The 24,571-nt window shown below is 64.2% G+C and carries 22 protein-coding genes; 11 read left to right on the top strand and 11 right to left on the bottom strand.

Annotated elements, in window-relative coordinates; translation table 11 throughout:
* Positions 1 to 903, top strand: a complete 903-nt coding sequence (locus tag ACLFLU_RS10525; protein ID WP_426412120.1) for a helix-turn-helix domain-containing protein — start codon at positions 1 to 3, stop codon at positions 901 to 903.
* 19 nt (positions 904 to 922) lie between these two features.
* Here the strand turns inward: ACLFLU_RS10525 and ACLFLU_RS10520 are convergent, their stop codons facing one another.
* A complete protein-coding gene (locus tag ACLFLU_RS10520) occupies positions 923 to 1,906 on the bottom strand; it encodes a GlxA family transcriptional regulator (RefSeq protein WP_426412119.1) in 984 nt (327 codons plus the stop codon).
* A gap of 89 nt (positions 1,907 to 1,995) precedes the next feature.
* Here ACLFLU_RS10520 and ACLFLU_RS10515 point away from each other — a divergent pair, with 89 nt between their 5' ends.
* Together ACLFLU_RS10515 and ACLFLU_RS10510 are read left to right on the top strand one after the other, a co-directional pair.
* Positions 1,996 to 2,385, top strand: a complete 390-nt coding sequence (locus ACLFLU_RS10515) for a nuclear transport factor 2 family protein (protein ID WP_426412118.1) — start codon at positions 1,996 to 1,998, stop codon at positions 2,383 to 2,385.
* Between the two features lie 534 nt (positions 2,386 to 2,919).
* Entirely contained in the window at positions 2,920 to 3,513 is a 594-nt protein-coding gene (locus ACLFLU_RS10510) for an NYN domain-containing protein (RefSeq protein ID WP_426412117.1), read from the top strand.
* A 47-nt stretch (positions 3,514 to 3,560) separates the two neighbouring features.
* Here the strand turns inward: ACLFLU_RS10510 and pcaG are convergent, their stop codons facing one another.
* Positions 3,561 to 4,187 (bottom strand): protocatechuate 3,4-dioxygenase subunit alpha, encoded by a 627-nt coding sequence (pcaG, locus tag ACLFLU_RS10505; protein WP_426412116.1) that lies wholly within the window; start codon positions 4,185 to 4,187, stop codon positions 3,561 to 3,563.
* Between the two features lie 4 nt (positions 4,188 to 4,191).
* Positions 4,192 to 4,974, bottom strand: a complete 783-nt coding sequence (gene pcaH / locus ACLFLU_RS10500; RefSeq protein ID WP_426412115.1) for a protocatechuate 3,4-dioxygenase subunit beta — start codon at positions 4,972 to 4,974, stop codon at positions 4,192 to 4,194.
* Between the two features lie 103 nt (positions 4,975 to 5,077).
* Here pcaH and ACLFLU_RS10495 point away from each other — a divergent pair, with 103 nt between their 5' ends.
* From ACLFLU_RS10495 to ACLFLU_RS10480, 4 genes are all read left to right on the top strand, one after another.
* Positions 5,078 to 5,995 (top strand): LysR family transcriptional regulator, encoded by a 918-nt coding sequence (locus ACLFLU_RS10495; RefSeq protein ID WP_426412114.1) that lies wholly within the window; start codon positions 5,078 to 5,080, stop codon positions 5,993 to 5,995.
* Between the two features lie 167 nt (positions 5,996 to 6,162).
* Positions 6,163 to 6,999: a putative nucleotide-diphospho-sugar transferase gene (locus tag ACLFLU_RS10490; protein ID WP_426412113.1), complete on the top strand. Its 837-nt coding sequence runs from the start codon at positions 6,163 to 6,165 to the stop codon at positions 6,997 to 6,999.
* An 82-nt stretch (positions 7,000 to 7,081) separates the two neighbouring features.
* Entirely contained in the window at positions 7,082 to 8,386 is a 1,305-nt protein-coding gene (pncB, locus tag ACLFLU_RS10485) for a nicotinate phosphoribosyltransferase (protein WP_426412112.1), read from the top strand.
* A gap of 235 nt (positions 8,387 to 8,621) precedes the next feature.
* The gene (locus ACLFLU_RS10480) at positions 8,622 to 9,929 is read left to right on the top strand and encodes a GGDEF domain-containing protein (RefSeq protein ID WP_426412111.1); all 1,308 of its coding nucleotides are present in this window, start codon (positions 8,622 to 8,624) and stop codon (positions 9,927 to 9,929) included.
* A 9-nt stretch (positions 9,930 to 9,938) separates the two neighbouring features.
* Here ACLFLU_RS10480 and ACLFLU_RS10475 read toward each other — a convergent pair whose 3' ends face one another.
* Positions 9,939 to 10,559, bottom strand: coding sequence for a TetR/AcrR family transcriptional regulator (locus ACLFLU_RS10475; protein ID WP_426412110.1), 621 nt, complete (start codon positions 10,557 to 10,559; stop codon positions 9,939 to 9,941).
* Positions 10,560 to 10,610: 51 nt separating this feature from the next.
* Between ACLFLU_RS10475 and ACLFLU_RS10470 the strand changes: the two genes are divergently transcribed.
* The 3 genes from ACLFLU_RS10470 to ACLFLU_RS10460 all read left to right on the top strand — a co-directional run bounded on the left by ACLFLU_RS10470 (position 10,611) and on the right by ACLFLU_RS10460 (position 15,305).
* Positions 10,611 to 10,871 (top strand): hypothetical protein, encoded by a 261-nt coding sequence (locus tag ACLFLU_RS10470; RefSeq protein ID WP_426413963.1) that lies wholly within the window; start codon positions 10,611 to 10,613, stop codon positions 10,869 to 10,871.
* Positions 10,872 to 11,212: 341 nt separating this feature from the next.
* Entirely contained in the window at positions 11,213 to 14,620 is a 3,408-nt protein-coding gene (locus ACLFLU_RS10465) for an acyl-[ACP]--phospholipid O-acyltransferase (RefSeq protein WP_426412109.1), read from the top strand.
* Positions 14,613 to 15,305, top strand: a complete 693-nt coding sequence (locus ACLFLU_RS10460) for a lipase family alpha/beta hydrolase (RefSeq protein ID WP_426412108.1) — start codon at positions 14,613 to 14,615, stop codon at positions 15,303 to 15,305. Before ACLFLU_RS10465 ends, ACLFLU_RS10460 begins: the two co-directional genes overlap by 8 nt.
* Here the strand turns inward: ACLFLU_RS10460 and ACLFLU_RS10455 are convergent.
* From ACLFLU_RS10455 to tcuA, 4 genes are all read right to left on the bottom strand, one after another.
* Entirely contained in the window at positions 15,298 to 15,849 is a 552-nt protein-coding gene (locus ACLFLU_RS10455; RefSeq protein WP_426412107.1) for a disulfide bond formation protein B, read from the bottom strand. The genes ACLFLU_RS10460 and ACLFLU_RS10455 overlap by 8 nt on opposite strands.
* Before the next feature lie 25 nt (positions 15,850 to 15,874).
* A complete protein-coding gene (locus tag ACLFLU_RS10450) occupies positions 15,875 to 16,033 on the bottom strand; it encodes a DUF5993 family protein (RefSeq protein WP_426412106.1) in 159 nt (52 codons plus the stop codon).
* Between the two features lie 68 nt (positions 16,034 to 16,101).
* Positions 16,102 to 17,208, bottom strand: a complete 1,107-nt coding sequence (tcuB, locus tag ACLFLU_RS10445) for a tricarballylate utilization 4Fe-4S protein TcuB (RefSeq protein WP_426412105.1) — start codon at positions 17,206 to 17,208, stop codon at positions 16,102 to 16,104.
* Complete coding sequence (gene tcuA, locus ACLFLU_RS10440; RefSeq protein ID WP_426412104.1) at positions 17,195 to 18,586, bottom strand: FAD-dependent tricarballylate dehydrogenase TcuA; 1,392 nt, start codon at positions 18,584 to 18,586, stop codon at positions 17,195 to 17,197. Before tcuA ends, tcuB begins: the two co-directional genes overlap by 14 nt.
* A 157-nt stretch (positions 18,587 to 18,743) precedes the next feature.
* On the opposite strand from tcuA, the gene ACLFLU_RS10435 reads away from it, so the two are divergent.
* Positions 18,744 to 19,427 carry a GntR family transcriptional regulator gene (locus ACLFLU_RS10435; protein ID WP_426412103.1) on the top strand — a complete coding sequence of 228 codons (684 nt, stop codon included), beginning with the start codon at positions 18,744 to 18,746 and terminating at the stop codon, positions 19,425 to 19,427.
* Between the two features lie 10 nt (positions 19,428 to 19,437).
* Here the strand turns inward: ACLFLU_RS10435 and ybaK are convergent, their stop codons facing one another.
* From ybaK to ACLFLU_RS10420, 3 genes are all read right to left on the bottom strand, one after another.
* Entirely contained in the window at positions 19,438 to 19,911 is a 474-nt protein-coding gene (gene ybaK, locus ACLFLU_RS10430) for a Cys-tRNA(Pro) deacylase (RefSeq protein ID WP_426412102.1), read from the bottom strand.
* 106 nt (positions 19,912 to 20,017) lie between these two features.
* Positions 20,018 to 22,783, bottom strand: coding sequence for a formate dehydrogenase subunit alpha (fdhF, locus tag ACLFLU_RS10425; RefSeq protein ID WP_426412101.1), 2,766 nt, complete (start codon positions 22,781 to 22,783; stop codon positions 20,018 to 20,020).
* On the bottom strand, positions 22,780 to 24,489 hold the full coding sequence (locus ACLFLU_RS10420; RefSeq protein WP_426412100.1) for an NADH-ubiquinone oxidoreductase-F iron-sulfur binding region domain-containing protein: 1,710 nt from the start codon (positions 24,487 to 24,489) through the stop codon (positions 22,780 to 22,782). The genes fdhF and ACLFLU_RS10420 overlap by 4 nt, the downstream gene beginning before the upstream one ends.
* Positions 24,490 to 24,571: the final 82 nt, after the last annotated feature.

Here is a 24,571-nt window from a genome sequence, read left to right as displayed (position 1 = left end):
ATGGAGGGTTTTGCCATTGTCTTGTACTATTCGAACATGAGGACCGCAGCCCCCGCCCCGGCCATCCGGGTCTACAATCTGTTCGGCGAAGCCGGCGACCTGCCGGATGTCGTCCATTGCGAGACGATTGCGGCCCGCTCGGTGCTGCATGACTGGACGCTCGCCGTGCACCGCCACGCCCGGCTGCACCAGGTGCTGCTGATCGAACGCGGCGGCGGCGAAGCGACGCTCGACGGACGCGCGGTGCCACTCAAGCCGATGCAAATCGTCAACGTGCCGGTCGGCCATGTTCATGGCTTCCGCTTCGTGCCTGGGACTCAGGGCTGGGTGCTGACCATCGCTGCCGAAATCCTGGACGAGGCACTGCTCGCCGCCGAAGGCCTGCGCGGCGTGCTGTCACGATCGGCTGTGGTGCGCGGCACGCCGCAGATCCGCGCAACGATGAAGCAGATCTTTGCCGAGCACGCCGCGCGCGATTTCGGCCGCGCGCATGTGCTGCGTTCGTTATCAGCCACCATGATCGGCCTAGTGGCACGCGCGCTGACAGGCGAGAGCGGCACCAGCAGGAGCTCTGAATCAAATCTGTTCCGCCGCTTCGAAGCCCTGCTCGAACAGCATCATCTGGCGCGCTGGACCGTTGCGGACTATGCAAACGCGCTGGCGATCACGCCGACCCATCTCAACCGCGTCACGCGCGCGGCGACCGGCGACACCGCCTCGCACCTGATCCTGAACCGGCTGATCCGCGAAGCCCGCCGTAACCTCGTCTATACCAATCTGCCGGTCTCGACCATTGCGTACGCGCTCGGCTTCGAGGACCCCGCCTATTTCAGCCGGGTCTACGCCGCAGCGACAGGGCTGTCGCCACGGGCGTTTCGGGAGCAGCTGCACGGCGGCGAATAGCGCCTTGAATTAATCGGACTTACGTGCCGAACCTCCGGCGATAGTCCTGCGGCGCAGTCGCGAGCACACGCAAAAAACTGCGGCGCATGGTCTCCTCGGAGCCGAAGCCGCAGCGCTGGGATATCCGCTTCACCGGCAGGCGCGTCTCCGACAGCATTCGCCGCGCAGCCTCCACCCGCAGCCGCTCGATCGCCCGCAGCGGCGTCAGTCCGGTCGCCTTGGCATAATGGCGGCTGAAACTGCGTTCGCTCATGCCGGCCTCGCGTGCCAGTCTGGACAGAGAGAGATCGCCGGCGAGATGCTTGCTGATCCATTGGTGCAGCGCGCCGAATTCATCTTCGGCAGATTGCAGCGACAGCGCCTCGCTGAACTGCGCCTGCCCGCCCGGCCGCTTGAGGAAGACGACGAGATAGCGCGCCACCGCCAGCGCGGTGGTACGGCCGAGATCTTCCTCCACCAGGGCCAGCGCCAGATCGATGCCGGCCGTTACGCCTGCCGAGGTCCAGATCGAGCCGTCGCGCACGAAGATCGGATCGGGCTCGACGCGCACGGCCGGGAAACGCCGCGCGAGCTCGGCGCAATACGACCAATGGGTCACCGCACGGCATCCGTCGAGCGCGCCGGATGCACCGAGCAGAAATGCGCCGGTGCAGACCGACGCCACGCGGCGCGCCTTCTTCACGCGCTGCCGCAGCCAGTCCAGCAGCATCGGATCGGAGGCAGCGACATCAACGCCCGGGCCTCCCGCTACCATCAGCGTGTCCAGCGCGCTGCCGGCGCGCGGCAGCGGCTCCGTTGCAATCTCCAGTCCTGAGGACGCCGTCACACGTACGCGATCTTTCGCCACCACGCGAAGCGTATAAGGCGGCGTTCCGCCGGCCTCCACGATCTGCTCGTTGGCGGTCGCGAACACCTGGAGCGGTCCGGTCACGTCGAGCAGCTGCACCGATGGATAAGCCAGCACTTCGATCACGCGCGCGGAGTTCCGCGTGGCGCGCGACATGGAACTTGGCGGAAAGCGAGGGGTCTTTGGCATTTGCGCCAAAGCGTGCCCGGTTATGTTGCCGCTGTCCAGCCTCGAGGAGAGAGACCATGACAACGAAGACCTTCACCAAGACCGCGCCGCCGGAGTGGCTTCTCGCGATGTGGAAGGAGATCGACGACAAGACCTTCGGCAAGGGTTTTGACTGTTTCGCCGAAGATGCGATCTGCAATCTCGGCGTCGCCGACTGGCACGGCCGCGAGGCAATCCGCAACAATCTGCGACAATTCATCGACCGCGGCCTTACGGCGCTCCACGACGTCGTCGAGTTCTGGGATAGTCCAGAGCTCAAGATCTTCCACGGCAAGGTCGCGATGCGCTTCGACGATCCCAATCTCGCGGCCGTGAGGCCGACGATGGCCCATTTCTTTTATATGGACGAGAACAATCCCACCAAGGTCAAGCGCTGGATCGGCGCAGTGGGACCGACAGGATTTTAGCTGGCGCGTCGCCGACGGAACTCGGCGGTGCAGGCTCCTCCACGACAAGAGAGCCGGCCTCATCATCGGATGCGGCCGGCTCATTCCTGATCAAATGAAGCAAACCTCGAAGAAGACGATCTCCTCCGGCCCCTGCAAGTTGATCGCGAGGGAATACACGACCTTGACGGTGCGCTCGTCGCTCGAAAATCGAAGGCGGCCATAACCGGGATCAGGCCAATTCGGATCGGGCCCGCCGCTATTCCCGGCGCTTCTACTTACCTTCGTATAGAGCGACCAACCCTTTTGATAAGATTCGTTTACCTCCGTACGATTGAGCCCGGAATGCCAACGCCTTATCGTGGCTGCATTCGGCGCCTCGGCGCTGGTGGCACGGGACCTCCCTAACCTTGGCGCAAGACGGCCACACCCTGTCCGGTCGTCTGCGCTGCTTTTTCAGAAGGCCATCGGCGACCATCGTGTTTCCCAGCCGACATAACGAGCCTTCGCGGTCGAAACTGCCGGCTTCCAAGCGAAACTGGAGCTTCGTGCATAATGTCTTCGTTTGAGAAGATCGCACTCTTCATCGATGGCTCCAATCTCTATGCCACCTCCAAGGCACTCGGCTTCGACATCGATTACAGGCGTCTGCTCAGCGAATTTCGCAGCCGAGGCGTGGTGCTGCGGGCCTTCTACTACACGACCGTCATCGAAGATCAGGAATACTCGTCGATCCGCCCATTGATCGATTGGCTCGACTATAACGGGTATACCGTCGTCACCAAGCTCACCAAGGAGTTTGTCGACGCGACCACCGGCCGCCGCAAGGTGAAGGGCAGCATGGATGTAGACCTCGCCGTGACCGCGATGGAGCTCGCCGAGCACGTCGATCAGATCATGTTGTTCTCGGGCGATGGGGATTTTCGTTCGCTGGTGGAAGCCGTGCAACGCCGCGGCGTCCGGGTGACCGTCATCTCCACGCTGGCCAGCCAGCCGCCGATGATCGCCGACGAACTGCGCCGGCAGGCGGACATCTTCGTTGACCTGGCGGAACTGAAGCCGAGAGTGGGGCGCGATCCGGCGGAACGGCCGGGATCGCGCGCGAGATGCGTCAGCAACCGCCGCATTTCATCGCGCGCGGAACGGTGAATCGAAGCGACCGGCTGGAATAATCCGGCGGGACGATCCGCGGATCGTCAGACGTCGAAGAACACCGTCTCGTCCGATCCCTGCAGATTGATCGTGAAGGAATAGACGGCCTTGCCGGCGCGCTCGCTGCGGGTGGCGATCAGCGTCTTGCGACGGACCGGCGGCTCGACCAGATTGAGCACCGGATCGGCGGCGTTCGCGGCGTCTTCATCGGGGAAATAGAGCCGCGTGTTGAGCCCGATATTGATGCCGCGCGCAACAATCCAGATGTTGACGTGTGGCGCGCATTTGCGCCCTGCCTTGTCGGTGATGGCGCCCGGCTTGATGGTCTCGAAGGTCACCAGCCCACTCTCGAAATCCGAACCGCCGCGGCCCCAGCCGCGGAAATCCTCGTCCAAAGCGCCGGCGGAGCGGTCAGCCGGATGGTTGTACCGACCGGCCGCGTTGGCCTGCCAGATCTCGAGCAACACGTCGCGCAACGGCGATCCGCTGCCGTCGATCACTCTGCCTTCCAGCGTGATGCGCTCGCCTTGCGTGTTCGGCGTCACCAGCACGTTGGAAAAGTTCTTCTCAAAGATGTCGAAGCCGGCCATGGCCGGGATCAGGCCGATATGGACGTAGGGCCCGGCGGTCTGCGAAGCGGTTTCCTTGAGATAGTTGAGCGGCTGCGGCATTGGCTCAGTTCCCTTCGGGACGGTTTTCGAAATAGGTGGAGCGCTGGCCGCGCAGCACGATGTCGAAGCGGTAGGCGAGCGAGTCGAACGGGGTCGAGGCGTTGAGGTCGAGCGGCGCGACCAGGCGATCGAGCGCGTCCTTGTCCGGGATCGTCGTCAGGATCGGACAGACCGGGATCAGGGGATCGCCTTCAAAGTACATCTGCGTGATCAGCCGCTGGGCGAAGCCCGAGCCGAACACCGAGAAGTGGATGTGGGCGGGACGCCAGCTGTTGACGAAGTTGCGCCAGGGATAGGGGCCGGGCTTCACGGTGCGGAAATAATAGTAACCGGTGTCATCGGTCAGCGCGCGGCCGCAGCCGCCGAAATTCGGATCGATCGGCGCCAGATACGTATCCTTCCTGTGCCGGTAGCGGCCGCCAGCATTGGCCTGCCAGAACTCGACCAGCGTATTCGGCACGCCGCGGCCGGTCTCGTCCAGCACGCGGCCGTGAACGATGATGCGCTCACCGACGGGATCGCCGTCCTTGGCGTAGTTGCGGATCAGATCGTTGTCGAGCGGGCCGAGATCGTTGTGGCCGAACACCGGGCCCGTGATCTCCGAGACCAAGCTCTCCAGCGACAGCAGCGCCTGGCGCGGCGAACGCAGCACCGAGGATTTGTAGCCGGGCGCGTATGCCGGCGGATGGATGGTGCGGTCGCGCTGGAAGAAGCCGCCGTCACGCGGGGTGAACGGCTCGGGGCTGTTGAGGCGGGGATCCCTTAAGGCTGGCGCCTGGGCATTCATCGGCGTGTCTCTCCCTGTAGCGCCTCGGTCCGGGCGCGCGGCTTATCGGGAGATCATGGGCCGGCCTATTCCACAGATAAATAGATCGATTATAATATATTGCATGAAAAAAATCGATCATTTGGCGCTCGACGGCCACGCCCTCGAACTGTTCCTCGCCGTTCTGGAGGAAGGTTCGGTGACGGCCGCCGCAACCCGGCTCGGCCTGACGCAGTCGGCCGTCAGTCACGCCCTGAACAAGCTGCGGCGGATCGCCGGCGATCCGCTGTTCGCCAAGTCCGGCCGCGGCATCGTTGCGACCGCCCACGCCCAGGCGCTGGCCGCGAGGGCGCGGGCGCTGATCGACGAGATGCGCAGCTTTGCCGGCGGCGTCACGTTCGAGCCGGCAAGCGCGCAGCTTTCGCTGACGATCGCCGCCAACGATTTTCAACGCGACCTGCTGCTGCCGCGGTTTTTCGATCATGTCGCAAGCCAGGTGAAGAGCCTCAATCTGCGCGTGATCCCGTCGCAATCGCCCTCGCCCGCGATGCTGCGTGAGAACCGTTGCGATCTCCTGATCACGCCACTGCCGCCGTCCGGCATCGACATCGTGCAGAAGCGCCTGCTGAGCGATCATTACGTCTGCTACTACGATGCCAAGACGCGCGCCGCACCAGGCAGCCGCGGCGCCTATCTCGCCGCGTGTCACATCACGGTGGTCTACACCGACAACGAGCGGCTCGACTTCGACCGCCGGCTCGCCGCGAGCGGCTTTCACCGCGACATCGCCATCTCCGTGCCGAGCTTCTCCGGCGTGCCGTCGTTCCTGCGCGGGACGCGGATGCTGGCGAGCATGCCGAGCCTGCTGGCCTCCGGCGTGATGCACGGCTTCGCGCATGCGCGGATTCCGCTGGCCTCACGCACGCGAACGCTGGCCGAGCTGCCAATGTTCATGGTCTGGCACCAGCGCTATCAGAAGGACCCGGCGCATCGCTGGGTTCGCGCGCAACTGGAGTCCGTGGCTGCGACGGCCGCCGCCTGAATCTGACGCGCCGATTGCGAACGGCGGTTCATTGGCTGCACCACAAGGACGTGCGAAGGCAACGCCAACGCGAAGGCGTTCGGAGAAGCCTTGTGAAGTCCAGCGTGTGCCTTCTGACTGCTTGCGATTCCGTTCAGAGGCCGCTTGCGGATTTCACGATTCCCCGCATGAAGGCCTTTGCGGCCGCCCACGGTTATCAGCAGCGCTTCGTTCATGGCGACAATTGGAAGCGTCCGCGCGGTTGGCTGAAGATCGAGGTGATCCGCGCCGCTCTCGGAGGCGGTTACGACTTCGTGCTCTGGATGGACGTCGATGCCGTCGTGCTCCGGAACGACGTCGATATCAGGAGCGCGGCGGTGGATGCCGCCGACCTGCACATGGCCTGGCATGGTCCGGAGACATCCGAGATCATGGCCGCCGATTTCGTGCCGCATTTCAATTCGGGCGTCATGCTGATCCGCGTGACCGACTGGTCGCGCGCGTTTTTCGAACGGGTCTGGGACATCGGCCAGTTGGAGCATCCGTGGTTCGACCAGGCGACCATCCTGCACGCGCTCGGCTACGATGACTGCCTGGGGCATGGACCGGATCGCCCGGACGAACCCAACCGGTCTCATCTCGCGCGTCTCGACACCGCCTGGAATTCGATCCCCGGGCTCGCCACCGCGCCGGACCCGATCGTTCACCACTATGCCGGGATCAGCAATCCGTCGACGCGGCTCAAGCTGGTCGAGGCGGATGCCCTGACGGCGTCGATGCGCGAACGACTCGATGCCGATGTGCGTCAGGCGATCGCCCGTCAGTTCGGCCTGTGGCGCGAGGATGCGGCCATGCGCGACTGGGTCACCGGGGAGCGGGATTCCGCCCTGGCCGAACGGCACGAGGTCGTGTCGGAGCGGGATCAGGCGCGGGCGCAATTGGCGGCGGTCCACAACTCGACCTCCTGGCGGGTGACCGCGCCGCTGCGCTGGACCAAGGAGTTGTTTCAGCGCCGGCAACGATAAGTGCTTGTTGGCTGCCGCATCGGTGGCCTGCCCTTCGCCAAACCCACTGGTTGCGCGCGGGCGGCCACGCTAGAATTCGGCCATGACAGTGACCGATATTGCGAGCCGAACCTACAATCACAGCTGGCGGCTGGATCCCATCATCCGCAGCCTGCTTGATACGGATTTCTATAAGCTCTTGATGTTACAGATGATTCGGGAATCATACCCGAATCAACAGGTGACGTTTTCGGTCATCAATCGCTCGCGCCATGTCCGCCTTGCCGAAATCATCGACGAGGGCGAGCTGCGCGCCCAGCTCGATCACGCCCGCACCATCCGCTTCGCCAAGAAGGAATTGATCTGGCTCGCCGGTAACACTTTCTACGGCAAGACTCACATGTTCTCGGCGGACTTCATCCGCTGGCTCGCCGAATTCCGCCTTCCCGAATACGAGCTGCGCAAGGTCGAGGGCCAGTACGAGCTGCACTTCCATGGGCCCTGGACCCACACCACGATGTGGGAGATTCCGGCGCTGGCCATCCTCAACGAACTGCGCTCGCGCGCGGCAATGAAGGGACGCGGCCGGTTCGAGCTCGACGTGCTGTTTGCGCGTGCCAAGGCCAAGCTGTGGACCAAGGTGGAGCGGCTGCGCAAGCTGGAGAATTTGCGCTTGTCCGACTTCGGCACCCGCCGTCGCCACGGCTTCCTGTGGCAACGCTGGTGCGTGGAAGCGGTGAAGGAAGGCCTGGGGCCGTCGTTCATCGGCACCTCCAACGTGCTGCTCGCGATGGACAACGACCTCGAAGCCATCGGCACCAACGCGCATGAACTTCCTATGGTCGCCGCCGCGCTCGCCAGGGACGACGAGGAACTGCGCTGGGCGCCCTATCGCATCCTCGACCAGTGGCGCCAGACCTATGGCGGCAATCTGCTGATCGCGCTGCCCGATGCTTTCGGCACCAAAGCCTTCCTGCGCGATGCGCCGGAATGGGTGGCCGACTGGACCGGCTTCCGCCCCGACAGCGCGCCGCCGGTCCAGGCCGGCGAGGAGATCATCGCCTGGTGGGAGAAGAAGGGCCGCAACCCCAAGGACAAGCTGCTCGTGTTCTCCGACGCGATGGATGTCGGCTCGATCGAGGAGACCTATCACCACTTCTCCGGTCGCTCGCGGCTCTCGTTCGGCTGGGGCACCAACCTCACCAACGACTTCGTCGGCTGCGCGCCCGACGGCTCATTCGATCTCGATCCCATCTCGCTGGTCTGCAAGGTGTCGTCGGTCGACGGACATCCGGCCGTCAAGCTCTCTGACAATCCAGAGAAGGCAACCGGCATGCCCTCGGAGATCGAGCGTTATTTGCGCGTGTTCGGCGATGCCGGCCGCGTGCGCAAGCCGGTGCTGGTCTAGCGACGATCCAAATTCTCTCAATCGAGTAAATCACACAGGCCGGATTTGGTGGCATCGGTACGCGATGCGGCGCAGGTTCCGGCTCGGTAGCATTTGCAAGATCGGTTTTACAACGCCTTCACCTTGCGAGATGGTCTCGCGACGTTTTCAGGTCGAGTTAAGCAGCGCTCCCGTCTTATTGGCGATATGAGCGGAACGCTCCGCTGGAGTCGTTGAGTGATTTGGGGAACGCAGGGTGTTTCGCAGAACAGCAACGTTGGCGAAGGAACGCAGCTTCCTTCACGTGATCAAGCTCGTATCGCCGTTCGTCATGGTTGTGATGCTCCAGGCGACGATCGCGGGATTCAGCCTGGAAGTGATGTCTTCGGTCCGCGCCTATGTCGCGGGCGAGGCGATGTGGTCGCGCTCGCAGAAGAACGCCGTCTATGTCCTCAATCTCTACCTGCATTCGGGCCAATCCAGCCAGTTCGAACAATACCAGGCCTCGCTCGCCGTCCCGATCGGCGACGAATACGCCAGATGGGCGCTGGAGCAAGATCCCGTCGATGTCGAGATCGCCCGTATCGGCTTTCTGCAAGGCGGCAACCATCCAGACGATGTTCCGGGCATGATCTGGTTGTTTCGCTACTTTAGTGGCATCAACTTCTTTCAGGAGGCCATCCGGGAGTGGGCTGCCACCGATCCGATGCTGCTAGAGCTCAGCATCTTTGGTGAAGTGATCCGAAGCGACCTGAAGGACGGCCCCATCCGCAACGTCGATCGCCTGCAATTCCTGTCGTCGCGGCTTTCGGAGCTGAACGCGCAGTTTACCGGACATGCCGAGCGGTTCTCGACCGCTCTGGGCGAAGGCTCTCGCACCATCAAGGTGACGTTGACCTGCGTCAATATCGTTACGGCCGTAGCGCTGATCCTGCTTCTGATCTGGCACACGCGGCGACTTGTGTTGCAACGACAGGCATTCGAGGACGCCTTGCACGCGGAGAAGGAGCGCCTGGCCTTCCAGGCGTCGCACGACTGGCTCACGGGCCTCTCCAACCGCCGCGCCTTCGAGGCCCGCCTGCAAGGCGAACTAGACAATAACGCGGCGGGTTCGCTCAGCCTGATCCTGCTCGACCTCGACCAGTTCAAGTCCGTCAACGACAGCTGCGGCCATCTCGCCGGGGATCAGCTGCTGTGCCGGGTCGCGCAATTGTTGCAGCAGGACCGGCGGCCGCACGATCTGGTTGCCCGCCTCGGCGGTGACGAATTCGCTCTGATCCTGCCGCAATGTGCGCCCTACGACGCCGTCGATATCGCCGAGCGGTTGCGGCGGACGCTCGAGCAGTTCAGCTTCGCCTGGGACGATCGCTGCTTTGCGGTGACCGGCAGCATCGGCGTCGCTTGCATCACCGGCAGCAACACGACGCTCGAAGAGGCCATGCGTCGGGCCGATGCCGCTTGCTATCGTGCCAAGGAGAAGGGGCGCAACCGGGTTCAGGTCGACAACGGGAGAGCGGACGTCGTTCTCGTCGCAGCGCGGCCGCGCGAAGCTGCCAGCGCGTGACCGTCGCAATTATCGCGCCGGCAAGATCCCGAGACCCAGCAGATGCGTGTCCAGGAACTGCGTGACCTGCTGGCGCAGCATCTGCGGCGGCACGGCGACCATGCGTTCTTCCAGGCCGAGCGAGATGATCCCATGCACTGCGGAAAACAGCGTACGCGACAATAGTGCGATCCTCACGTCATCGGCATCCGGCAGCACGCGCACCAGAGGCGGATGCATCAACGCGAAGGCATCCATCACCATCTGAAGAATGTCATCGGGATAGGGACGGTCGTCCTCCATCCGATGCTCGAACAGCGAACGCAACAGATTGGCGTTTTCGGCGAAGAATTCGAGATAGGTTTCGGCCAGACCGTAGAGCTGGCGGACCGGATCCTCCGCCGGAACCCCGCCCAGCCGCTCCGTCAGCGCCTGAACCGTCTCCCGGTTGACCGTCAGGATCACCCCGTCGAAATCGCCGAACTCGTTATAGACACTGCCGACCGAGCAGCCAGCGGCCTCCGCCACGTCCCGAACCTTTAACGATCTCAAGCCTTTAGTCGCGATAATGCTGCGGGCGATCTCCAGGACCTGGAGACGCCGTCGATTTTTTTTCTGGTCTCGCAGCGATTCTTCTTGAACATTGTTCATTTTCGAGCTACTCACGTGAACATTGTTCAAATTAACCCGGAGACCTGCAAAATGCAAACCCTCGCTGTTGATATCGCCGCCACCTTTGTCGATGACGCCGTGGCCCTCGTGAGCGGCTTTGGCCGCTCCCTGCTCCGGGTCGCCATGGCCCCGATCGATCGGATCGCAAATGCCTGCGACATTGCCGGCGTACTCGCTGAGCGCCGCGCGACCTTCCGGATGTGGCAGACCAGCCGTGCCCGTCGCGAACGCCGCCGCTTCAGCCTGCTCGGCCGCTTAAACCCCTTTCGCCATCTCGCTCACCTCACCTGAGGAAAGCCGGTGCGCATCCGTGTCCACTCGAATGCGAGGACCGGCTGCAACAAAGGACTTACTATGCCCGGACATTCGCGGCCGGCTCCGCGACTGTCAGAGATGCGATTCAGCTCTTGCTTATCGGCCAGGGCGATATCCCCGTAAGCGCGGCATTTCCGCCCGAATATTGGCGAACCTAACGAGACCACTTGGAGACCAACAGGATCGGAGGGACCAAGGGGACCGAGCAGGCCGATGACCGTCGTCACCCTGCAATCGTTCCTGCCACACCCTTCCGGTCGTGACGTTACACAGACAACGCAACAACCTCAGGCTGCCCTTCCAAAACAGGACTCGTCATGATCAGGAATTTGATGTCGTCACGCCGCTTTGCGCCGCTGTTCTGGGCACAATTTTTCTCGGCGCTCAATGACAACGTGCTCAAGAATGCACTCGTCATCATCCTGCTCTACAGCGCCGCGACCGGCCATGGCGATGCGCTGGTGACGGTGGCAGGCGCCGTCTTCATCTTCCCCTATTTCATCCTGTCCGGGCTCGGCGGCCAGCTCGCCGACAAATACGTCAAATCGGTCGTCGCAAGGCGGCTGAAATTCGTCGAGATCTTCGCTGCCGCCTTCGCCGCTGCCGGCTTCTTCCTGCACTCGGTGCCGCTGCTGTTCACGGCGCTTGCGCTGTTCGGCATCATCGCCGCCCTGTTCGGGCCAGTAAAATACTCCATGCTGCCGGACCAGCTCGAGCTCGGTGAGCTCGCGACCGGCAACGCGCTGGTCGAAGGCGCGACCTTCATGGCCATCCTGCTCGGCACCGTCGCGGGCGGCCAGTTCGTGGCTGGCTCCGCCCATATGGGCTGGGTCGCCTCGGCCGTGGTCGTGCTGGCCCTGTTGTCGTGGGCCTTTGCCTCCCGCATTCCGCAAACAACGCCCTCGGCGCCCGATCTGCCCGTCGATGCCAATCCCTGGACCTCGACGCTCAGCCTGTTGAAGACGCTCTATGCGGACCACCGGCTGTGGGACGGCACGGTGATCGTCTCCTGGTTCTGGCTGGTCGGCGCGATCGTGCTGTCGTTGCTGCCGGCGCTGGTCAAGGACGTCGTCGGTGGCAGCGAAGGCGTGGTGACGCTATGCTTGGCGATCTTCGCGATCGGCATCGCCATCGGCTCGCTGTTTGCGGCCAGCCTGAGCCACGTTCGCCCGAACCTCGCACTGGTGCCGATCGGCGCTATCATGATGGGATTTGCCGGCATCGACCTCGCTTGGGCCATCGGCGTCACCGTGAAGGGCAACGACATCGCCGCCGTCGATTTCGCAACGTCGTTTGCGGGCCTGCGTATGCTGATCGACTTCGTCGTCTTCGCGTTCGGCGGCGGGCTGTTCGTCGTTCCGTCTTTTGCCGCGGTGCAGGCCTGGTCGGCTCCGAACGAACGCGCCCGCATCATCGCCGCCGGCAACGTGCTGCAGGCCGCCTTCATGGTGATCGGCTCGCTGTTCGTCGCGCTGCTGCAGGCGGGCGGATTGCATGTCGGCTGGATCTTCCTTGGCCTGGGTGTCGCAAGCTTCGGCGCGGTGTGGTTCGTGCTGACGAAGTGGGGCAAGGAGGGCGTTCGCGATTTCGGCGGGCTGCTGTTCCGCGCCCTGTTCCGCACCGAGGTGCGCGGCCTCGAAAACCTGCCGCCTTCCGGCACGCGCATGCTGATCGCGCCCAATCATGTCAGCCTGATCGACGGCCCGCTGCTGCATGCCGTGCTGCCGATCGACGCGAGCTTCGCGGTCGATACCGGAATCTCCAAGGCGTGGTGGGCCAAGCCGTTCCTGCGCGTGGTCAAGCACTACACCATGGACCCGAGCAAGCCGCTGGCCGCACGCGACCTGATCAAGCTCGTCGCCGCCGGCGAACCGGTCGTCATCTTCCCGGAAGGCCGCATCACCGTCTCCGGCTCGCTGATGAAGGTGTATGACGGCAGCGCGATGATCGCCGACAAGGCCGACGCCGTCGTCGTGCCGGTTCGCATCGAGGGCGCCCAGCGCTCGCATCTCAGCTATCTCAACTCTGGCCAGATCAAGCGCTCGTGGTTTCCGCGGGTGACGGTGACGATCCTGCCACCGGTCAAGCTTCCGGTCGATCCGGCGCTGAAGGGCAAGGCGCGCCGCAATGCTGCGGGCGCCGCGCTCCAGGACGTCATGATCGACGCGATGGTCAAGAACGCCATGCTCGACCACACGCTGTTCGAAGCGCTCGGCCACGCCTATCGCGACCGCGACACCGGCAAGGTCATCGTCGAGGACGCGCTCGGCACCAAGCTGACCTATCGCAAGCTGATCCTCGGCGCGCAGGTCCTGAGCCGCAAGCTCGAAACCGGCACCGCGGCCGGCGAAAATGTCGGCGTGCTGCTGCCGAACTCGGCGGGCGTCGCCGTCGTCTTCATGGCGCTGCAGAGCATCGGCCGGGTCCCGGCGATGCTCAACTTCTCGGCCGGCCCGGTAAACGTCCTCGCCGCCATGAAGGCCGCGCAGGTCAAGACCGTGTTGACGTCAAAGGCCTTCATCGAGAAGGGCAAGCTCGACAAGCTCATGTCAGCGATCTCCGCTGAGGCGCGCGTCGTCTATCTCGAGGATGTCCGCGCCTCGATCGGCACGGCCGACAAGATCAAGGGCCTGCTCGCCGGCGCCGCACCGCGCGTTGCCCGTCAGGCCAACGATCCCGCCGTCGTGCTGTTCACGTCGGGGTCGGAAGGCACGCCCAAGGGCGTCGTCCTGTCCCACCGCAACATCCTCGCCAACGCGGCGCAGGCGCTGGCGCGGGTCGATGCCAACGCCAATGACAAGGTGTTCAACGTGCTGCCGGTGTTCCATTCCTTCGGGCTGACCGGCGGCATGATGATGCCGATGCTCGCGGGCATTCCGATCTACATGTACCCCTCGCCGCTGCACTACCGCATCGTGCCCGAGCTGATCTATCAGACCGGCGCCACGATCCTGTTCGGCACCGACACGTTCCTCAGCGGCTATGCACGTTCGGCGCACGCCTACGACTTCCGCACACTGCGCCTGGTGATCGCCGGCGCGGAAGCGGTCAAGGACCGCACGCGGCAGGTGTTCATGGAGCGCTACGGCATCCGCATCCTCGAAGGCTATGGCGTCACCGAGACGGCGCCGGTGCTGGCGATGAATACACCGATGGCCAACCGCCCCGGCACCGTCGGCCGCCTGTCGCCGCTGATGGAAAGCCGCCTCGATCTGGTCCCTGGTATCGAAGACGGTGGCCGTCTCTCGGTGCGCGGACCGAACGTAATGCTCGGTTACCTCAGGGCCGAAAATCCCGGCGTGCTCGAAGTGCTTCCCGAGGGCTGGCACGACACCGGCGACATCGTGGCAATCGACCCGGCCGGCTTCATCACCATCAAAGGCCGCGCCAAGCGCTTCGCCAAGATCGCGGGCGAAATGGTTTCGCTGTCGGCGGTCGAGAGCATCGCGACGACGCTGTGGCCGCAGGCCGCATCGGTCGCCGTGTCGATCCCCGACCAGCGCAAAGGCGAACGCATCGTGCTGCTGACGACGCAGAAGAATGCCGAGCGCAGCGCGATGCAGACCCAGGCCAAGACGATCGGCGCTTCCGAGCTGACCGTGCCTGCGACGATCATGGTGGTCGACAAGGTGCCGCTGCTCGGCACCGGCAAGACCGACTACGTCACGGCAACGACGATGGCCCGCGAGCAGGCGACGCCCGCGTCGGAGCGGGAAGTTGCGTGACGTCCAACCCACGGCCGTCGCACCAGCGCATGCGCGGTGCGACGGTGTGGTGCTGCTGCATGGCATCGGCGTCGGCTCCTGGACGCTGAAGAAGCTGGATCGATCGCTGCAGCGTCGCGGCTTCGCGACGCTCAATCTCGGCTATTCCAGCCGCAAGAAGCCCCTTGAGGCACTCGCTGAGGAGATCCACGCACAGATCACCGGATTCGCCGAACAATGCGACGGCGCGATTCACTTCGTCGCCCATTCCATGGGCGGGCTGCTTGCGCGGGTTTACATCGCGCGATATCGCCCGGCGCGGCTTGGCCGCGTCGTGATGCTGGGCACGCCCAATGGCGGCAGCGAGGTCGCCGATCTCTTGAAAGACCTGTCGCTCTACCGTGCCGCTTTCGGCCCGGCCGGCTTGCAACTGACCACCACCCAGGATCCCGTGCTCGCCGCCCTGCCGCCGCCCGATTATGAGGTCGGCATCATCGCGGGATGTCGCACCATCGCGCCGATCGCGTCGGCTTTTGTTCTGCCGCGCCCCAACGACGGTCGGGTTTCAGTTGCGAGCGCGAAGCTGGCCGGGATGGCCGACCACACCATCGTCAAGGCGTCGCACACCGGACTGCCGCGCCACGCCGTCGCGATCGAGCAGACGATCGCGTTTCTGCACGACGGACGGTTCACCCCGATCACTTGAGCAGGGGATAGCGGACCGGATTGTCGTCGCACTGACCTGCTCCGCACTCCAGCACTGTGGACAGGAGATTTGCGGCAACCAGCAATGCGAAGATTGCGAAGATCAGGTTTGATGCCGGACCATTCATCGGCGTAGCGCCATCTCGCTCGCCGGCCACATCCTTCAAGACGAAGACGAGCGCGACATAGCAGACGATGCCCACGGCCGCGATCAGGGCCCAGGTGTAGAAATGCAGCCCGAACAGCGCCGAACCATATCCGGCATCATCAGGCGCAAGGTGCAGGGACACCTGCCGGAGCGAGATGAAGCCGGTGACGAGGCTCGCGACAAGGATCATCGCATAGTGTAACCCACGCTCGCCGAGGCGCAGGTTGAACAGGAAGCCCATGCCGATCGCAACGAACCCGGCCCGCTGCAGCAGGCAGAGCGGACAAGGCAATTCGCCGAGCGCAAGCTGATAGACAAAGGCGACGGTCAGGACCAGCGAGATCCCGAGCAGGCCCAGCATGTTCAGGACCGCGCCGACCGATCGTTGCCCACTCATCTCTGCAGAACTCATCTCGACACCGTCAGAACGAAAATTTCAGTGAGTCGGTCGCGTGGTGGAAGAACCATGTGACGGTGATGACGATCGTTGCGCTCCAAAGCGCGTAGCCCAGTCCCGCGCGCGCATACCAGACACAGACGCTGCCTGCGAGCGCCAGCAGAAACGGCAGAAACATGTACATGAGCGCGGGCTCCTCCGGCGATTCGCTCTCCGCCAACGGCCCAGAGATACGTCAGCCCCACACGCCCCTCAAGAGCCCGCTTCGCTGCGCCGCTCCTGCGCGTAACGCACCAGCGCCGCGAAGCGGTAGATGCCATGCACGAACTTGCCGTAGGGCATGGTGATGAACAGCGCGAACACCGCACCGAGATGCAGCGCCAGCAGCGGCCCCATGGCGGAGGTCTCGCGCAGGAGCAGGAGCAGCATTCCCGTGAACCCGGTCAGGAACAGCATGGCGATGAAGCCGACATCCATGCCGTAGCTGGCCTCGTCGAGCAACTCGGGCGCCCGGCGCGATTTGGCGACGAACAGCCCGATGGGGCCGACAACGAGGCCGATGCCGCCGAGCGTGCCGAGCACGACCGGCAGATCCCACCACGGATACGGCGCCTCGCGGCCGAGGAGATAGTGATAGAGCGTGGCAACCGAGGTTGCCGCAAAGCACAGAAGGAAGCCGTAGAACGTCAGGTGATGGAAAAGCTTGCGCCGGTCGGTCGGCGTGTCGTCCTCATTGTAGCAGCCGACCCCACCGCCATGGAGATAGCGCAGCTCGCCGGCATCGCGGATCGCCTGGAAGATGGAGCCACCGTCAGCCCGGCCGCCGATCGGTGCGCCGATGTCGCGCCAGAACGCGCGAACGCTCATGACCAGCGCGAGGATCGCGTAGAGAAAGGCAGCGCAGAACAGCGCAGCCATCGCATTGTGCGGCATCAGTCTGTAGAAGGCGCCGGGACCGGTGTGCACGCCAAGCAGCACGCCGCGGTCGTTGAGGGCCGCAAAGCCGAGGATGAAGGCGGCCATGCTGAGCGCGGCGACGATGCTGATGACGAGACCGTTGCGTGCGAAGGCTCCGGACAGCGCCTGCGGCCAGGCATAAGCAGCATAAGATTCGGTGCGCGCCACCGCCAGCGTTTGGGGAACGTTGACGTTGAACTCGTGCGGCGGCGAGAACTGGCAGTCGACGTAGCAGGCGCCGCAGGAATGGCAGAGGTTGGCGAGATAGTTGAGATCGCCGTCGGAGAAGGCGCGGCGCATCTCCATTGCGGGAAACACCGCGCAAAGACCCTCGCAGTAGCGGCAGGAATTGCAGACCGTCATCAGACGGTCGGCCTCGTCCAGAATTCTAGTTCCGTGCATGTTTCGCCGCTTCCCGTCCTGCGATCCGCCCGAACACGCTGCCGATGGTCATGCCCATGCCGGCGGCATAGCCCTTGCCGAGCACGTTGCCAGCCATGATCTCGCCGGCCGCGAACATATTGGCCGACGGCTTGCCGTCAGCCATAAGCATCCGCGCCTCCTTGGTCACGCGCGTGCCGAGATAGGTGAAGGTGATGCCCGGCCGCACCGGATAGGCGAGATAAGGCGGCGTCTCGATCCGCCGTGCCCAATGCGTCTTGGGCGGCGTCAGGCCTTCGGTCACGCAATCGTCCAGAATCGTGTGGTCGAAGGTGCCGGGCCGCACCGCGGCGTTGAATTCGGTGATGGTCTTTTCCAGCGCGGCCGGATCGAGCGTCAGCTTGCCAGCGAGCTCGGCGATCGTCTGCCCGGCAATCGGCGGGAACAGCGTTGGCATAAAGCTCGTGACGACAGTGGAGTCGAAGATGATGTAGGCAATCTGGTCGGGCTGCGCCGCAACCAGCCGGCCCCAGATCGCGTAACGCTTCGGCCAGATGTCTTCGCCTTCGTCGTAGAAGCGCTGCGAGTGCTTGTTGACGACGATGCCGAACACGACGGAGTCATGTCGCGTGATGATGCCACCATCGAACTTCGGCGCGCGGGCATCGATGGCGACTGCGTGGCACTGGGTGGGATCGCCGACCTCTTGCACGCCCTTGTCGAGCAGCATCTTCAGGATCGAACCGCGATTATAGGGCGTGCCGCGGATCAGGAAATTGTCGGCGGCCTCGCCCCAATATTGCTTCAGCCATTCGATGTTGGCCTCGAACCCGCCGGCGGCGGCGACCAGCGAGGTCGCGCGGATCTCGGTCTCGCCCTTGATCGGCCGCTTGACGCGCGCAGCGAGGAACATACCGTCCTCGATCACGAGGTCGGTAACCTCGGCGTCGTATTCGACGTCGACGCCGAGCCGCTCGGCGGTGAGATAGAGCGCGTTCAGCATGGCTCGGCCGCCGCCGAGGAAAAAGGAGTTGGTGCGGCCCAGGCTCAGCGTGCCACCAAGCGACGGCTGCCAGCGCACGCCCTGCTCCACGATCCAGTCCAGGATATCCTTGGACTCCCGGATCATGTGGCGGGCGAGCACCTCGTCGGTCTGCCCGCCGGTGACGCGCAGCAGATCCTCCCAAAACTCCTCTTCGGTGTAGGGACCGGTCAGGATTTCGGTCGCGGCGTCATGGGCACAACGCATGTTGCGAGTGTGACGGGTGTTGCCGCCACGATAGAACTTTGGCGCACCTTCGAGCACCAGCACCGAAGCACCGCCGCGGCGCGCCGAGATCGCAGCGCACAGCGCCGCGTTGCCGCCGCCGATCACCAGCACGTCGTATCTGCTGCCCATGCCGTCCGTCCGATGCGACGAAGTTAGAGACATTCTGCCCGCCGGCAGCCTTGGTCAGGTCGATCCACTATTGCGTACTTTTGTATACAAAGATATACATAAGCTACGCAAGCGGCATCTGTGCATGGGCAGGATGCGCATTGCGTTCAGAGGTCACGTGGCCAGACGCCCGGCAAAGGCAGGCGGATCGATCGCGCGCGGAGCCGGTGTTGCGCTGGGCGAAGCGGTGTTCCGCTCGCTCTGCGAGGCGCTCCAGGCCGGCAGCTATCGTGCCGGCGATCGCCTGCGCGAGGAAGAGGTCGCGCAGCGGCTGAAGGTCAGCCGCACGCCGGTCCGCGAAGCTCTGGGCCGGCTCGCAGCGCGCGGCTTCGTCGAGCCCGCCGGCGGCCGCGGACTGATCGTCCGCAACCTCGACATCTCCGAAGTGCTCGAGCTCTACGCCATGCGCGAGATCATGGAAGGCGCCGCCGCCCGCCTCGCCGCAGAGCACGCTTCCGCGACCGAGGTCGACGCGCTCCGGGATATCGAGCAGGCCTTTATCGAGGCGTCCGAGACCAATGCAGCAGAGATGGCCAGGCTCAACCGCGCTTTCCACGAAGCGATCTGCCGCGCCGCGCGCAACCGCTACCTGGACAATGCGTCAGGCGAATTGCAGGACTGGATTGCCCTGCTCGGCCCGACCACGTTCACGGTGTCGGGTCGTCCCTCGACCAGCCATAGCGAGCATCAGGCCATCATCGAGGCCATCGCTGCGCGCGATGGCGACAAGGCCGAGCAACTCGCACGCGCGCATATCCGCGAGGCGCTGCGCTGCCGGCTCAAACTGTTGCAGAAACAGTAGGGCAAGAGCCCTACGCGACCACATCCGCGGCGATCGCCTTCAACGCATCCCGCACATCGGTTGGCTTCATCCTCACCTGCAGGCCGCGCTGACCGCCATTGAGATAGACCAGATCATGAGCGAGCGCGCTCTGCTCGATCACGGTGCCGACTTGCTTGCGCTGCCCGAACGGGCTGATGCCGCCGACCTTGTAGCCGGTGACGCGCTCGGCCTCCGGCGGCTTCATCATCTGCGCCGACTTGCCGCTCACGGCCGCGGCGAGCTTTTTCATCGAGACTTCCCGGTCGGAGGGGACGATCACGCAGACCGGCTTGCCGTCGACCAGCGCCATCAGCGTTTTCAATACGCGCGCCGGGTCCTCGCCGAGCGCAGCGGCCGCCTGCAGCCCGATGCTCTCGGCGTCGGGATCATAGTCGTAAGAGTGAACGGTGAACGCGGCACCGGCGGCTGCGAGCGCGCGGGTGGCGGGGGTGACTTTGGACATGGTTGGTGTCTATCACTGTCAGCGGCGAAGCGGCATAGGCGCTACACGTTTAGCTGTCGTCCCGGCGAAGGTTTGGCAGGCGCCGTGCCGTCAAAGAACCTGAGCGTTACTCCGCCGCATCCCGCATCTCCGCGCGTTCGGCCCTCGCCGCGCAGAACTTGAACTCGGGGATCTTGCCGAACGGGTCGAGCGCCGGATTGGTCAGCAAGTTCGCCGCCGCTTCCGCATAGCAGAACGGCATGAACACCATGTTCTCCGGCACGTCGCGGTCGGAGCGGACCTTGACCTCGACCGCGCCGCGGCGGGTCTCGAGACGAATGAAATCGCCGGGCGCGAGCTTCTTCCTGTGCATGTCCTTCGGCGACATGAACGCGACCGCCTCCGGCTCGATCTGGTCGAGCACCTGGGCGCGGCGCGTCATCGAGCCGGTGTGCCAGTGCTCGAGCACGCGGCCGGTCGACAGCACCATCGGATATTCGTCGTCGGGCAGTTCGTCCGGCGGGATGACATGGGCCGGCACGATCTTGCCGCGCCCGCTCGCGGTCGGGAAACCCGTGGTGAAGATGATCTCGTTGCCGGGCTTGTTCGGATCGTCGGCCGGATAGGTGACGGCGCCTTCGCGCACCAGCCGCTCCCAGCTGATGTTCTTGAGCGACGGCATCAGCTCTGCCATCTCGGTGTAGACCTCGCCGGCGCCGGCATAATTCCAGGGCAGGCCCATGCGCTTTCCGATCTCCTGGATGATCCAGAGATCCTGCCGCGCATCGCCCGGCGGCTTGATGACCTGGCGCGCGAGCTGCACGCGGCGATCGGTGTTGGTGAAGGAGCCCTCCTTCTCGGCAAAGGCGGAGGCCGGCAGGATGACGTCGGCGTGGAACGCGGTCTCGGTGACGAAGAGATCCTGCACCACGAGATGATCGAGCATCGCGAGCGCCTGGCGCGCATGCTGCAAATCGGGGTCGGACATCGCGGGATTCTCGCCCTCGATATACATGCCCTTGATCTCGCCGGCATGGATTACGTTCATGATCTCGACCACGGTGAGGCCGCGCACGGGATCGAGATCCTGTCCCCACAGTTTCTCGAAACTGCCGCGCAAGTCGTCGCGGCCGACCGGCTGGTAGTCGGGCAGAAACATCGGGATCAGGCCGGCATCGGATGCGCCCTGCACGTTGTTCTGGCCACGTAGCGGATGCAGGCCGGTGCCGGGACGGCCGACCTGGCCTGTGATCAGCGCCAGCGCGATCAGGCAGCGCGCATTGTCGGTGCCGTGGACGTGCTGGCTGATACCCATGCCCCAGAAGATGATCGACGATTTCGCGCGTGCGTAGGTCCGGGCGACCTCGCGCAGCGTCTGCGCCGGGATGCCGCAGATCGCCTCCATCTTCTCCGGCGTGAACTCCTTGATCTTCTCCTTGAGATCCTCAAAGCCCTCGGTGTAGCCGGCGATGTACTGATCGTCGGTCAGGCCTTCGGTGATGATCGTGTTGATCATCGCGTTCAGCATGGCGACGTCGGAGCCCGGCTTGAACTGCAAATGCCTGGTCGCATGACGCGACAGCGACTGCCGGCGCGGATCCATCACGAACAGTTTTGCGCCATTCTTCACGGCGTTCTTCATGAACGTCGCCGCGACGGGATGGTTCACCGTCGGGTTGGCGCCGATCACCCAGATCACCTCGGCATCCATCGCCGCCGAGAACGGCGCCGACACGGCGCCCGAGCTCAGGCCTTCGAACAGCGCCGCCACCGACGAGGCGTGGCACAGGCGGGTGCAGTGATCGACATTGTTGGAGCCGAAACCGGTGCGCACCAGCTTCTGGAACAGATAGGCCTCTTCATTCGAGCCCTTGGCCGAGCCGAAGCCGGCCAGCGCCTTCACGCCCTTCTCGTCGCGGATCTTGACGAGACCCTTGGCGGCGATGTCGAGCGCCTCGTCCCAGCTCGCTTCACGGAAATGCGTGAAGGGATTGGCGGGATCGACCTGGTCGTTGGAGTCCTTCTTCGCATTCGGCAGCCGCACCAGCGGCTTTGTCAGGCGATGCGGATGGTGGATGTAGTCGAAGCCGAAGCGGCCCTTGACGCAAAGACGGTTGTGATTGGCCGGGCCATCACGACCTTCCGCGTAGATCACCTTCTCGTCCTTGACCTCGTAGGTCACCTGGCAACCGACGCCGCAAAACGGGCACAGCGAATCCACCTTCCTGTCCGCGTAGGTCACGCGGGTCTGCGTGTCGTCGAGCATCACGGCCGGCATCAGGGCGCCGGTCGGGCAGGCCTGCACGCACTCGCCGCAGGCCACGCAAGTCGACTCGCCCATGGGATCGTCGAAATCGAACACGATCTTCGAGCCATGGCTGCGATAAGCCATGCCGATGACGTCGTTGACCTGGACCTCGCGGCAGGCGCGCACGCAGAGGCCGCACTGGATGCAGGCGTCGAGATTGACGCGCATCGCCGGATGGCTGGCATCGGTCTCCCAACGCTCGGCGGCAGGGAAGCGGCTCTCGGTGACGCCGGTCGTCTCGGCCCAGTGCCAGAACTTCGACTCCGGATCGTGCGACGTCTCGCGCGCCGGCTGGTCGGCGACCAGCAGCTCCATCACCATCTTCTGCGCCGACACTGCACGCGCGGATTCGGTCTTCACCTTCATGCCGACCGACGGCGTGCGCTTGCACGACGCGGCCAGCACGCGCTCACCCTCGATCTCGACCATGCAGGCGCGGCAATTGCCGTCGGGGCGATAGTCGGGCGCGGGCGAATAGCAAAGGTGCGGAATCTCGCGGCCCTGACGTTTTGCGACCTGCCAGATCGTCTCGCCGGGTCTGGCCTCGACCTGCTTGCCGTCGAGCTCGAACGTAATCTTGGTCATTCGGCCGCTTCCTTGAACTCGTCAGGGAAATATTTGATCACCGAGGACAGCGGATTCGATGCCGCCTGCCCGAGCCCGCAGATCGAGGCATCGCGCATCGCCTGGCTCAATTCTTCCAGAAGTGCGCGGTTCCAGACCGGCTTCTGCATCAGTTGCGCCGCCTTCTGGGTCCCGACGCGGCACGGCGTGCACTGGCCGCAGCTCTCGTCCTCGAAGAACTTCATCAGGTTCAGCGCGGCTGCACGCACGCTGTCCTTTTGCGACAGGATCACGATCGCCGCCGAGCCGATGAAGCAGCCGTATTTCTCCAGCGTGCCGAAATCGAGCGGGATGTCGTCCATCGATGCCGGCAGAATGCCGCCGGACGCGCCGCCGGGGAGATAAGCGTAGAACTGATGGCCGTCGGCCATGCCGCCGCAATATTCGTCGATCAATTCGCGCACGGTGATGCCCGCGGGTGCCAGCTTCATGCCGGGGTTTTTCACGCGGCCGGAGACCGAGAAGCTGCGCAGGCCATGGCGTTCATGACGGCCGTTGCCCTTCCACCAGTCGGCGCCCTTCTCGACGATGTCGCGCACCCACCACAGCGTCTCGATGTTGTTGATCAGCGTCGGCAGGCCGAACAGGCCGACCTGGAACGGATAGGGCGGCTTGTGCCTGGGCAAGCCGCGCTTGCCCTCGATGCTTTCGAGCAGAGAGGACTCTTCTCCGCAAATGTAAGCACCGGCGCCGCGGCGCATGTGCAGCGGCGGGCCGCCTGCGGGAAGCTTCGCGAGTTCGCGTTCGAGGATTTCGCGCGAGGCCGGATATTCGTCGCGCAGATAGATGTAGACATCGGAGGCCTGCACCACATGCGCGCCGATCAGCATGCCCTCGATGAAACGATGCGGATCGCTTTCGAGATAGACGCGGTCCTTGAACGTGCCGGGCTCGCCCTCGTCGCCGTTGATCGCCATCAGGCGCGGACCGGGTTCGCCCAGCACGGCGCGCCATTTGCGCCCCGTCGGGAAGCCGGCGCCGCCGAGGCCGCGCAGCGAGGCGTCGTCGAGCGCCTTCAGCAGATCGTCGTTCGACAATTCGCCGGAGCGCAGGCGACCCAGCAGCTTGTAGCCGCCGCCGGCGACATAGGCGTTGTAGTCGATATATTTCGGCAGATGCGCATGCGTGTCGCCAGCCTTCGCGGCGGCCATCACATTGGCGACGGTCGCATGGTCGACGAAATTGTGGCCAACTTCCGCGGCTGGCGCAGTATCGCAGCGGCCGACGCAGGGCGCGCGCACGACGCGAATGCCGGGACCCGACGCGCTCTGCAAATCGGCGAGCAATTTCTCGCCGCCGAGCATCGCGCAGGTGAGGGAGTCACAGACGCGGATCGTCAGCGGCGCGATGTCAGGCTCGCCTTCCTTCACCACGTCGAAATGCGCGTAGAAGGTCGCGGTCTCGAACACTTCGGCGAAGGCGAGCTTCATCTCGTCGGCGAGCGCGGCAAGATGCGCGGCCGAGATCTGGTGATATTTGTCCTGGATCAGGTGCAAATATTCGATCAGGAGATCACGCCGCCGCGGGCGGTCGCCGAGCAATTGCTCGATCTCATGCGCGGCGGTGGGATCAACCTGCCGCCCCTTGGGCGTGGCCTTGGCGCGCCGGCGGCCCTCGCCCGGATGCTCGAATTCCCTGACCTTGTGAACGTCGTCGTTGCTGCTCATGGAAACGTCGCGTTCTCCGCAAAGCCCATCAATTGCGACAACTCTAGTCTCTGGTATGCCAGATGCAAGAGAGAATTTATAA

The sequence above is a fragment of the Bradyrhizobium ganzhouense genome (assembly GCF_049949285.1).
GTDB lineage: Bacteria > Pseudomonadota > Alphaproteobacteria > Rhizobiales > Xanthobacteraceae > Bradyrhizobium > Bradyrhizobium ganzhouense.
This window is presented reverse-complemented; position numbering and strand designations above follow the sequence as displayed.